Annotated in this window: 11 protein-coding genes; 6 read left to right on the top strand and 5 right to left on the bottom strand. The window is 73.2% G+C overall.

What is annotated here, in order from left to right:
- The first annotated feature begins 94 nt into the window (after positions 1–94).
- The 4 genes from LC193_RS00685 (at position 95) to LC193_RS00700 (ending at position 3,904) form a co-directional block, all read left to right on the top strand.
- Positions 95–1,066 (top strand): arsenic resistance protein, encoded by a 972-nt coding sequence (locus LC193_RS00685; protein ID WP_226078424.1) that lies wholly within the window; start codon positions 95–97, stop codon positions 1,064–1,066.
- A gap of 165 nt (positions 1,067–1,231) precedes the next feature.
- The gene (locus tag LC193_RS00690) at positions 1,232–1,975 is read left to right on the top strand and encodes a hypothetical protein (protein WP_226070246.1); all 744 of its coding nucleotides are present in this window, start codon (positions 1,232–1,234) and stop codon (positions 1,973–1,975) included.
- Between the two features lie 145 nt (positions 1,976–2,120).
- Positions 2,121–2,609, top strand: coding sequence for a MarR family winged helix-turn-helix transcriptional regulator (locus LC193_RS00695; protein ID WP_226070248.1), 489 nt, complete (start codon positions 2,121–2,123; stop codon positions 2,607–2,609).
- Positions 2,606–3,904 carry an MFS transporter gene (locus tag LC193_RS00700; protein ID WP_226070250.1) on the top strand — a complete coding sequence of 433 codons (1,299 nt, stop codon included), beginning with the start codon at positions 2,606–2,608 and terminating at the stop codon, positions 3,902–3,904. Before LC193_RS00695 ends, LC193_RS00700 begins: the two co-directional genes overlap by 4 nt.
- Before the next feature lie 72 nt (positions 3,905–3,976).
- Here LC193_RS00700 and LC193_RS00705 read toward each other — a convergent pair whose 3' ends face one another.
- The 4 genes from LC193_RS00705 to LC193_RS00720 form a co-directional block, all read right to left on the bottom strand.
- Positions 3,977–4,819: a carbohydrate ABC transporter permease gene (locus tag LC193_RS00705; protein ID WP_226070252.1), complete on the bottom strand. Its 843-nt coding sequence runs from the start codon at positions 4,817–4,819 to the stop codon at positions 3,977–3,979.
- Positions 4,820–4,845: 26 nt separating this feature from the next.
- Positions 4,846–5,826: a carbohydrate ABC transporter permease gene (locus tag LC193_RS00710; RefSeq protein WP_226070254.1), complete on the bottom strand. Its 981-nt coding sequence runs from the start codon at positions 5,824–5,826 to the stop codon at positions 4,846–4,848.
- Positions 5,826–6,980 (bottom strand): extracellular solute-binding protein, encoded by a 1,155-nt coding sequence (locus LC193_RS00715; protein ID WP_226070256.1) that lies wholly within the window; start codon positions 6,978–6,980, stop codon positions 5,826–5,828. The genes LC193_RS00710 and LC193_RS00715 overlap by 1 nt, the downstream gene beginning before the upstream one ends.
- Positions 6,981–7,120: 140 nt before the next feature.
- Positions 7,121–7,957, bottom strand: a complete 837-nt coding sequence (locus tag LC193_RS00720) for an IclR family transcriptional regulator (protein ID WP_226070258.1) — start codon at positions 7,955–7,957, stop codon at positions 7,121–7,123.
- A gap of 99 nt (positions 7,958–8,056) precedes the next feature.
- On the opposite strand from LC193_RS00720, the gene LC193_RS00725 reads away from it, so the two are divergent.
- Positions 8,057–9,217 (top strand): mandelate racemase/muconate lactonizing enzyme family protein, encoded by a 1,161-nt coding sequence (locus LC193_RS00725; protein ID WP_226070266.1) that lies wholly within the window; start codon positions 8,057–8,059, stop codon positions 9,215–9,217.
- Positions 9,218–9,224: 7 nt separating this feature from the next.
- Positions 9,225–10,121 (top strand): dihydrodipicolinate synthase family protein, encoded by an 897-nt coding sequence (locus tag LC193_RS00730; RefSeq protein ID WP_226070268.1) that lies wholly within the window; start codon positions 9,225–9,227, stop codon positions 10,119–10,121.
- A gap of 186 nt (positions 10,122–10,307) precedes the next feature.
- On the opposite strand, the gene LC193_RS00735 is transcribed toward LC193_RS00730, so the two are convergent.
- Complete coding sequence (locus LC193_RS00735; RefSeq protein ID WP_226070270.1) at positions 10,308–10,661, bottom strand: hypothetical protein; 354 nt, start codon at positions 10,659–10,661, stop codon at positions 10,308–10,310.
- Positions 10,662–10,825 lie beyond the last annotated feature (164 nt).

The raw sequence follows: 10,825 nt of genomic DNA on the forward strand, positions 1-10,825 counted from the left end.
CGCGGCTACGGTGAGGGGGATGCCCTGACCGCCAGGTCGCACCCGCCCACCGAGGAGCCCGTACGTGTCGCAGTCGTCCGGCCTGGTCGCGGGCATGGAACGCCACCAGGTCAGCGTCTACTTGGGCGCCCTCGCGGCCGGCGGGCTGGCCGGCTGGGCCGCACCCGGCGCCGGGCCGGGCCTTGAGCACGTGATCAACCCCGTGCTCGCCGCCCTGCTGTACGTCACGTTCCTGCAAGTACCGGCCTCGCGGCTGCTCCGTTCCCTGCGGGCGGGCCGGTTCCTCGGCGCCGCGCTGCTGGTCAACTTCGCGGTGGTGCCGCTGGTGGTCGCGGCGATGTTCGCCTTCCTGCCCGACGACCGGGCCGTGCGCATGGGTGCGCTGCTGGTGCTGCTGGCCCCGTGCGTCGACTACGTGATCGTCTTCAGCGGGCTCGCCGGCGGCAGCAGCCGCCGGCTGCTGGCCGCGACACCGCTGCTGCTGATCGCCCAGATGGTGCTGCTGCCGGTCTTCCTGCTGCTGTTCCTTGGCTCCGGTCTGACCGACATCGTCGAGACGGGACCGTTCGTCGAGGCGTTCGTCGTCCTGATCGCCATCCCGCTCTGCCTGGCCTGGCTCACCCAGGCGTGGGCCGCCCGCCGCCGGGCCGGGCGGCGGGCCGCCGACGCCGCGGGAACGGCCATGGTGCCGCTGATGGCGGCCACCCTGCTGACGGTGGTGGCCTCCCAGGTCCCCAAGCTCGACGGCAACCTCGGCGACGTGGCCCGCGTCGTGCCGTTCTACGTCCTGTTCCTCGTCGTGATGGCCTTCGCCGGGCTCGCCGTCGCCCGCCTCTTCCGGCTCGACGTGCCCGCCGGCCGCGCCATCGTCTTCTCCGGCGCGACCCGCAACTCCCTCGTCGTCCTGCCCCTGGCCCTGGCCCTGCCCGACGACCTGGCCGTCGCGGCGGTGGTCATCGTCGCCCAGACCCTGGTCGAGGTCGTCGGCATGGTGGTCTACGTCCGCGCCGTACCGCGCCTGCTGCCTCTCCGCGACCCGCTCCCCGCACCCGGCGCGGACGCCTAGCACCGGCCGCACGTTCCCGGGAGGTCACAGCGGTTCGGCGCTGTGCAACAGACGTCAACGATCCGTCCCGAGTGGGCAACAGGGCCGGGGCCGCAGAACCGGTGCGCCGCCGCGCCGCGTGTCGTGGGGCAGGTACGAGAACACCGCGAACGAAGGAAAGCCCCTGTGACGTCTGTCAACCGCACTCGCCGCACCGGTACGCTCGCCGCCGTCGGTCTCATGACCGCCGCCGGCCTGTTCCTGACCGCGTGCAACGAAGACGAGGTCGCCGGCCCGGGGAACGGCCCGGGCTCCGGCGGCACGTCCGGTTCCGGCAGCGGTTCCGAGGGCGGTTCCGGCTCCGAGGGCGGCTCCGGCTCCGAAGCCGGTCCGGGCCGGGAAGAGGGAGAGGTCATCCCGGAGGGCGAGGGCTTCACCGGTGCGCTCACCGGCACGCTGAGCCATCTGGCGCCGGGCGAACTGATGGTCGGTGACCAGGCGTTCCACATCGCCGAGGACACGGAGGTCGTGGGGGGCGCGTTCTGCGCCGACCCGGAGGTCCCGGACAGCACGTGCACCACCGACCAGCTGGAGCAGGCCGCGCTGAACGGCGACATGACCGTGCTCGTCCAGATCAGGGACGGAGTCGCGGTGCGGGTCGACGGCCCCGGCGTCGACGGCCCCGTCAGCGGCTGGGAGGTCTCGGCGACCGGCCCGGTGTCGTTCGTGGGCGAGGGAGTGCTGGAGATCGAGGACCGCCACTTCCTCGTCACGGAGGAGACGCGGATCATGGGCAGCGACAACTGCGGCACTTACGACATCGAGCAGACGGACTGCACCGCCGAGATCCTCCAGGAGGTCGTGCAGGGGGGCGAGCTGTCCGCCACCGCGACCATCGTGGACGGCACCGCCCAGCAGATCGAGTGGTGACGGGGGTTTCCGGTTCCTGAGGGCCCTCCGGGAGCCCGCCGGTCCACCGGCGGGCTCCCGGGGTGGGGACGGGCATCCGTTCCCCGGGCCGCCGGTGCGGCGATCGTGCGCGCACGCGTTATCACAGCGCTGTTATATTAGCGCTGTGACACTTCCGGATCCCACGACACGGCCCGACCCCTGGCACACGCTGCACGAGCTCCTGGCCGCCATGGACGCCGAGATCGAGCAGGTCTACGTGGAGCGCGGCATCGAGGGGGTCCGGCCGCGGTTCGCCTATCCGCTCATCCGGCTCGCCCACGCGGGGCCCCTGACCATTCGCGAGCTCGCGGAGTCCTTGGACCGCTCGCATTCCGCGACCAGCCAGACCGTCGCCGCCATGCGCAAGGAGGGTCTGGTCACCTCGGAGCCGGGCCCCGACGCCCGCACCCGGCGGATCGACCTGACCGCGCGCGGGCGGTCGCTCGTGCCGTTCCTTGAGGCCGAGTGGCGTGCCACCCACGCGACGGTCGCCGAGCTGGACGGCGAGATCCCGTACCCGATGACCGCCGTCGTCGAGGACGTGCGGCGGGCGCTGGAACGGCGGTCGATGCGGCAGCGCATCCGCCGCCATCTCGTCGAGCCGCCGCGATGAAGAGGCGTGCGCGCATCCGGTTCCTCGACACCCGCCCGCTGCGCGGCAGTCGGCCGTTCCGGGATCTGTGGATCGGCACCTCGGCCGCCCAGCTCGGCGGACAGATAGCCAACGTCGCGGTGCTGGCCCAGGTCTGGGACCTGACCGGCAGCCCGGTGGGCACCGGGGCCATCGGGCTCGCCACCGGCCTGCCGATGGTGCTGTTCGGGTTGCTCGGCGGCACGTTGGCCGACACCGTCGACCGCCGGGCGGTGGTGCGGGCCACCACCGCGGGCCAACTGCTTGCCGCCGCGGGGCTGTGCGCCCAGGCCGCGGCGGACAACCGGAACGTGCTGCTGCTGTTCGCCCTGGTGGCCGCGCAGGCGGGCTGCGGCGCTCTCGGCGCTCCCGCCCGGCGCACCTTCCCGGTCCGGCTGCTGCCCGCCGACCAGGTCGCGGCCGGTCTGGCGCTGACCAACGTGTCGTTCCAGGCCGCGATGCTGGCCGGGCCCGCGCTGGCCGGGCTGATCATCGCCCGCTGGGATTTCTCCGCCGCCTACGCCGCCCAGGCCGTGGCCGGGGCGGTCGCGATGCTCGCGGTGATCCGCCTGCCCGCGATGCCGCCGCAGGGCGCCGCCGCGGCGGGCGGCAGGCGCCGGGCGAAGCGCGGCGGTTGGGGGGTCGTCCTGCGCCGCCCGACGCTGTGGGGCTCGTTGGCCACCGACCTGTCCGCGACGCTGCTCGCCATGCCCGTCGCGCTCTTCCCCCTGGTCAACGAGATCCGCTTCGGCGGAGACCCGCGGACGCTCGGCCTGTTCCTCTCGGCCGTCGCCGTCGGGGGCATCACGGCCGGCCTGTTCTCCGGCACGGTGACGCACTGGCGCCGCGGCGGGCTGGTCCAGCTGTCCGCGGCCGGCCTGTGGGGCCTGGCGCTGGCGGGCTTCGGCCTGGCGGGGCCGTTGTGGTTGGCGCTCGGCTGCCTCGCCGTGGCGGGCGCCGCCGACACCGTGTCCGTCATCACGCGCAGCGCCCTGGTCCAGCTGGAGACCCCGGACGCCTACCGGGGGCGTGTCTCCTCGGTCGAGCACGTCATCGGCGTCGCGGGCCCGGAGCTCGGCAACTTCCGCGGCGGCCTGCTGGCCTCCGCCACCTCCGCCTCGTTCTCCCTTGTCTTCGGCGGGCTGTCCGCCCTCGCGGCGGTCGCCGCCGTGGCCGCGGCCAACGCTCCCCTGCGCGCCTACCGCACACCGTCCGCAGCCGGGCAGCCGTCCGCGGCCGGAACCGAGGCGGCCCCGGCCGCCGGTCCTGCGGGCTGACGCGGCCCGTGCCGCGGGAAGCGCGGGCCGCAGCCGCCAGGAGCGTCGGGCGCCGCCCGCCGTGCCGGCGGCTCAGCCCTTCACCGACCCCGTCGTCATGCCCTTGGTCAGGAACGGTTCGAGGAACAGGAAGAGGATGATCATCGGCACCATCGAGGTCAGGCCGACGGCCATCAGGCCGGACCAGTCGACGCTGAACTCGCCGATGAAGGACGCGATGCCGACGGTGACGGTCCAGCCGTCGGGGTTGCCCATGAGCGTACGGGCGAAGAGGAAGTCGCCCCAGGTGAGGATCGACGCGTAGGTGAACGTCGCGGCGATCCCGGGTTTGAGCAGGGGAACGATCACGCGCCACAGGGCCCCCGCCCTGCCGCATCCGTCGATCATCGCGGCCTGTTCGATCTCGACCGGGACGGCGTCGACAAAGCCCTTCATCAACCAGGTCGTGAACGGAACGGTGGCCGCGGTGTTGACCAGGGTGACCGACCACAGGTTGTTGACCATGCCGAAGTTGGCGAAGAGCACGAAGGTCGGAATGATCAGCAGCGTGCCCGGCAGCATCCGGCTGAACAGCAGGGTGAAGCCCATCGCCTGCTGCCCCCTGGTGCGGAAGCGGGAGAGGCTGTAGCCGCCGAGCGTGCTGACCACCGTGGAGATGACGGCGGCGCCCAGGGTGGTGATCGCGGAGTTGCGCATCCACTCCAGGACGGGCACGTCGCGGAACACGGAGGTCCAGGCGCTGAACGAGGTGGCGTCGGCGGGCGGGACCAGCGGTGGTTCCGAGACCAGCAGTCGTTCCGAGGGCACGACCGAGGTCATGATCATCCAGTAGATGGGGAACATCAGCACGGAGGTGGCCGCGATCGCCAGGGCGAGCAGGGACCACCGTCGTGGCCGGGAGAGTGTCGTGGACATGGGTCCTCCTGTGGTGACGGGCCGGTTCAGCCGAACTCGCGGCGCACGGCCCGGCCCGCCGCCTTCAGCAGGACTCCGCAGATCGCCATGGTCACGATGCCGAGCGCGGCGGCGGTGCCCATCTCGAAGAACTGGAAGGCCTCGTTGTAGATCCGGATGGCGAGGGTCTGGGTGGCCTCGTTGGGCCCCCCACCGGTCAGCGGGAAGATGAAGTCGAACTCGCGGAACACTCCGATGCCCGTGATCACGATGGCCAGCGAGGCGGCTGTGCGGATCGCGGGCCAGGTGACGTGCGTGAACTGCCGCAGGGGCGACGCCCCGTCCACCCGCGCCGCTTCGTACAACTCGTTGGGCACCGACTGGAGTTGAGCCAGGAGCACCAGGACGAAGAACGGGTAGTACTTCCAGACCGTCGGCAGGATCACGGCGAACATCGCGGTGTTGGAGTCGACGAGCCAGGCGACGTTGCTGTCGATGGCGCCGACCGTGCGCAGCAGGTAGTTCACGACACCGTAGGAGGCGTCGAACATCCAGGCGAACGCCGCGCTCACGACCACTCCCGGCACCGCCCAGGGCAGCAGGACCAGGGGGCGGATGATCCGGCGCCCGGGGAACGCCTTGTTGAGCAGGACGGCGAGTCCGAGGCCGATGGCGAAGGCCGGGATCACGACGCCGAGGGTGTAGACGATCGACCGCACGATGTCGCCGGCCAGGCCGGGGTCGCCGAGGACGTCGCCGTAGTTGTCGAGCGTGAGCGGGTTCCGCTCCAGGTTGAGCAGGTCGGCGATCTGGCCGCCGCGGAGGCTGAGGTCGATCGCCACGTACAGCGGGTAGGCCATCAGCAGACCGACGATGGCGAGGGTCGGCGAGAGCGTCAGGTACGCGAAGGCGCTGCGGCGCCGGTGCTCGCGCCGCAGCCCGGGCGGGCGCTCGGACGCGGTCGGCGGCCTTTGGCCGGTGGGCTCGGCGGCACCTCTGCGCGGGGTGCGCTGCGGTTCGGTTGTCATCAGGACTCCATGGCCTGCTTGAGCTCGTCCTGTAGCCGGGCCGCGATCGAAGCGGTCGACTCGTCGGTGGTGATCAAAGACGTGGCGGCGGCCGACACGATGTCGCTGATGCGGCCGAACCGCTCCCGGTGGGCCTGGTGGCCGGGGAAGACCGACACGGCCTCGTCCGCGAGCCGCTGGAACAGTTCGAGCTGCGGAGTCTCCGCGACGGCCCGGGCGGTGACCGAGTCGGCCCGCGGTGCCGGGTTGGTGGTCAGCTCGGTGTAGCGGCGCTGCCACTCGGGGGTGGCGGCCAGCGCGATGAAGTTCCACGCGGCCTCCGCCTTGCGCGGGTCGATGCCGGCCGGCATGTGGATGCTGTTCGAGACGCCTCCCGGCACCCGCGGGAACGGCGCCCTGGCGACCTTGAGGCCGGGGCGGACCGCGTCGGTCGCGTTGTCCAGCTCGTTCAGGAAGAACGGGCCGTCCAGGAGCATGGCGATCTTCCCGGTGAGGAAGAGCTCGTTGCGCTGCTGGGACTGGATGCCTTGCGGCGCCTGGGCGAGCGCCCGGCGGTACAGGTCGAGGCCCGCGACCGCCGCGTCGCTGTCGGCGGTGAACGCGCCGTCGTCGGTGGACAGCGCGGCGCCGCTGCCGACGACGAAGGCGGCCAGCTCGGTGTAGTTGTCGGGGTTGGGAGCCGTCGTGGCGCCGAAGCCGTAGATCCCGTCGCCGGTGATCGCCTCGGCCGCCGCGATCATCTCCTCGGCGGTGGCGGGGACTTCCGCTCCGACGGATTCCAGCAACCGCTGGTTGTAGTAGAGGGTGTAGCCGTAGCCGAGCAGCAGGACGCCGTAGTCCTCGCCGTCGAGCGCCATCACCTCCTGCAACGGCGTCCAGGTGCGCGGGATGTCCGTGGACCGCAGGCGGTCCTCCAGCGGCGCCAGCCAGCCGCGGCCGGCGAACTCGGCGGCGTTGCGCGCCGGAAGGTGCACGATCTCGGGACGGTCGTTGGCGGCGAACCTGATCGTGAGCTGGTCGACGTAGCTGTCGAACGGCAGCGCGTACAGGTCCACCCGCACCTCGGGGTGAATCCGTTCGAACTCGGTGATCAGCTCCCGCCACCACAGCGAGAAGGTGCCCTCGTCGGCCTGCCAGGAGGGGAATTCGAGCACGGTCCTCCCATCGGCCGGTCCCCCGCCCGAGCGGCAGCCGGAGAGGGCAGCGCCCGCGGCCGCCGCCAGCCCCAGTGACAGCACGTTCCGCCGGGAGGGCCCCGCGGGACGTGACGGCGGGCCGTTGCGCAGCGCGGACATCAGCCGACACCGCCCGGCGTGCGCGCCGAGTCGGCGGACGGCCCGGCCTGGTTCGGGTACACGGCGGGCCCGGTGTAGCCGAGCGCCGTACTGACCTCGTCGGCCGTCTCGATCACGCGGCCGGCCAGCTCCCCCTCGCGGTGGTCGAGGTCGATGGCCGAGAGCGAGCCCGAGATCGAGACGGCGGCGACGACCTCCCCCGCCGCGTCGCGGATCGGCGCCGCCACGCAGGCCCGGCCCAGGGCGAGTTCCTCGACCTCGGTGGCGTATCCGCGCCCGACGACCAGCTCGACCTGCGCGTCAAGATCCTCGTGGGTGCCGACGGTGCGCCCGGTGAACTTCGGCAGCTCGGGGAGCAGCGCGCGCCGCTGCTCCGCGGTGGTGCCCACCAGCAGGCACTTGCCCATGCCGGTGGCGTGCAGGGCGTTGCGCTGTCCGGCCAGCGTCATCGACTTCGGCGCGATCGCCCCCTCGTAGTTGGCGAGATAGAAGACGGTGCCGCGGTGCAGCACGGACACGTTGACGCCGAGCCCGAGCTGCGCGGCGGCCTCCTGGGCGTGCCGCCGGGAGGCCCGGTAGACCGGGTGCTGGTTGAGCGCCGAGCCGGCCAGGGTGATCAGCCCGGTGCCGAGCCGGTAGAGGCCGGACTCGGCGTCGCGCTCCACGTATTCGAGGGCTTCCAGCGTCGCCAGCATGCGGGAGGTCGTGGACTGGCCGAGCCCCGCGCGGGAGGAGACGTCGGCGACGCGGAGCGGTCGCCCGTCGTGGAACGCCGCGAGAACGGCTGCCGCGCGTTCGACGCTCTGGTTCGTGCTCGTGCCCTGCTCAGCACCCATTACCAGCTCTCCCACATCCGAAACACTTGCCTTACGCGATGGATACTGCATTAGGCTATCCGCTCAGCGCAATAGATCAGCCGAAGAATGGATGACTGCATGCAGATCACCTCGGTCGAGACGTTCGTCCTCAAGGTCTTCCACCACGAGGCCTACCTCGGCGCCCTGCCGGACGGCAGCGAGGTGCCGGCGGGCTACCACGTGCGCGCGCCCTGGCGCAGCCTGTACTCGCGCCGGTTCGAGACCCTGCTGGTCAAGGTGACCGCGGAAGACGGCACCGCGGGCTGGGGCGAGGCGCTGGCGCCGGTCGCCCCCGAGGTGCCGGCGGACATCGTCGACCTGCTGCTCGCTCCCGTCCTGGAGGGGCGGGACGCGCTCGCGCCGCGCCCCGCCTGGGTGATGCTGCGGGGCCTGATGCGCGAGCGCGGGCACCTCACGGGCCACCAGGCCGACGCGCTGGCGGCCGTGGACATCGCGCTGTGGGACCTGGCCGGACGGCTGCGCGGCGCACCCGTCGCCGCCCTGCTCGGCGGGGCGTTCAGGGACCGGCTGCCGACGTACGTCTCCGGGCTGCCCCGCGCCACCGACGACGAGCGGGCCAACCTCGCCGCCGACTGGGCGGGCCGGGGCGCCCGTGCCGTCAAGCTGCACCTGGGGCACGGCGTGGCGGCCGACCTGGCCACGGTGGACGCCGTCAGGGCCGCCGCGCCCGGCCTGAAGGTCGCCGTGGACGCGCACTGGGCCTACCGCGAGGCCGAGGCCCGGCGGCTCGCCGCCGGCCTGGCCGACCGCGGCTGCTGGTTCCTCGAAGCGCCGCTGGCCCCGGAGGACGAGGAAGGCCACCGCAGGCTCGGCGAGCGGGCGGACCTGCCCGTCGCGGTGGGTGAAACCCTGCGCAACCGCTACGAGTTCGCCCGCTGGCTGCGCGGTCACGCCCTGGAGATCGCCCAGCCGGACGTGGCCAGGACCGGCATCACCGAGGCGATGGCGATCGCCGAACTGTGCGCGGCCTCGCACATTCCGGTGGCGCCGCACCACTCCGTCGGGCTCGGGGTCTCCCTCGCCGCCGGCCTGCACGTGGCGGCGGCCGTCGAGGACCTGCTGGCCTTCGAGTACCAGCCCACCTCGACCGAGGTCGGGCAGCGCGTGCTGCGCACCCCGCTCGCGGTCCACCCGGACCACTTCCCCCTTCCCGCCGGGCCAGGGCTCGGCATCGACGTCGACGAGCAGGTCGTCCGCGACCTCGCCCGAAAGGACTGATCCCCCCATGCCCCTCGTCCACGGGCTCGCCCCGATCCTGGCGACCCCCTTCGCGTCGGACGGCTCCCTCGACCTGCCCTCGCTGCGCCGCGTGGTGGAGTTCAACCTGGCCAGCGGCGTCGACGGGCTGGCCGTCTCCGGCATGGCGAGCGAGACCTTCGCGCTGACCGCGCAGGAGCGCGCCCGGGTGCTGCGGGAGGTCGTCGACGTCACCGCGGGCGCCGTTCCCGTGGTGGCCGGGGTCAACGCGACCTCGACGGTCACCGCCGTGGAACAGGCCAGGGCCGCGGCGGCGGACGGCGCGGCCGCGCTCATGGTGCTGCCGCCGTACATGGTCAAGCCCACCCCCGCGCAGGTCCTCGACTTCTACGCGGACGTCGCGTCCGCGACCGACTGCGAGGTGATGGTCCAGGACGCGCCCGCGGTCACGGGCGTGACCATGGCTCCCGCGACGCTGGCCGAACTCGGCAGGCTGCCCGGCGTCACATCCGTCAAGGTCGAGGCGCCGCCGACACCGGCCAAGGTGACCGCCGTGGCCGCCGCGTCCGCCGGCGAGGACTTCGCGGTACTCGGCGGCCTGAACGCCCAGTTCTGCCTCGACGAGTACGCCCGCGGGGCGATCGGCACCATGCCGGCCTGCGAGTTCCCCGATCTGCTGCGCCCGGTGCTCGACGACTGGGCCGCCGGGCGTCGCGCGGAGGCCCGGGAGGGCTTCGCGCGGCTGCTGCCCCTGATCCTGCACGGACTCCAGCAGGGCTGGGCCTGGGCGATACACAAGGAGGTGCTCCTGGCCCGCAAGCTCATCTCCGACGCCGCCGTCCGCTCCCCCGCGCGCCCGCTCGACGCCCCGACCCGGGCCGCCCTGCACGAGGTGCTCGCCCCCCTGGGCATCACGTCCGGGTGACAGCCGCCGCGGCGGCGCCGCACCCGCCGCCCGCGCCGGGGGTGGGGCCGGTCCAGGTCCCATCCCCGGTGGCGTTCCGCCGTCCCGCCCCGCGCTCCGCAGGCCGGAGGCCGCGGGAGCGCCCGTCAGGCACCGCGGCAGGACCGGGCGCGGGTCAGCCGGTCAGCCGGTCAGCCGGTCAGCCGGTCAGCCGGTCAGATCCTCCCTCGGGCCCGGCCGCGTGGCACGCCACGCCAGGAGCGCCCCCGCGGCGCTGTACGCCAGGAGAAGGCTTCCGTCCCTGGCGTCCCGGCGCCGTTCCAGGGACTGGACCCGCCGCTGCTGCTCGTAGCTGCGCGTCCCCACCGCGACGGTCCCGTCCAGGACCGAGCAGCGGGTGTCCCCCGGCTCCATCGGACCCGGGTGCTCCTCGCCGTCCTCGCCCACGTTCTCGCCCGGGCACACGACCTCGGAAGGCGCCGTCAGCGCGCTCGCCAGGTTCGCCGCGCCCCCCACCGCCGGAACGAGGAAGAGGCCCACGAGGGGAACTCTGTAGTCCACGGCCCCTCCCCCGTGACGCACCGGAACCCGGGGGGTTCCCCGCGGTGCGCCCACCCTAGTGCCCCGTCGGCCGGAGTTCGCCCCGTCGCGGCGCCCGGCACGGCACCTCGCCGCGTTGCCGAATCTTGCGAGTACGACCGAGTACGAGCGGCGATCCGGCGCCT

The sequence above is a fragment of the Streptomyces marincola genome, assembly GCF_020410765.1.
Taxonomy (GTDB): Bacteria; Actinomycetota; Actinomycetes; order Streptomycetales; family Streptomycetaceae; genus Streptomyces; species Streptomyces marincola.

Bases quoted from the DNA above. Each gene is read 5' to 3' on its own strand.
- LC193_RS00705 (WP_226070252.1), bottom strand. From the start codon at position 4,819: ATGTCCACGACACTCTCCCGGCCACGACGGTGGTCCCTGCTCGCCCTG.
- LC193_RS00720 (WP_226070258.1), bottom strand. From the start codon at position 7,957: ATGGGTGCTGAGCAGGGCACGAGCACGAACCAGAGCGTCGAACGCGCG.
- LC193_RS00730 (WP_226070268.1), top strand. From the start codon at position 9,225: ATGCCCCTCGTCCACGGGCTCGCCCCGATCCTGGCGACCCCCTTCGCG.
- LC193_RS00725 (WP_226070266.1), top strand. From the start codon at position 8,057: ATGCAGATCACCTCGGTCGAGACGTTCGTCCTCAAGGTCTTCCACCAC.
- LC193_RS00700 (WP_226070250.1), top strand. From the start codon at position 2,606: ATGAAGAGGCGTGCGCGCATCCGGTTCCTCGACACCCGCCCGCTGCGC.
- LC193_RS00685 (WP_226078424.1), top strand. From the start codon at position 95: ATGGAACGCCACCAGGTCAGCGTCTACTTGGGCGCCCTCGCGGCCGGC.
- LC193_RS00710 (WP_226070254.1), bottom strand. From the start codon at position 5,826: ATGACAACCGAACCGCAGCGCACCCCGCGCAGAGGTGCCGCCGAGCCC.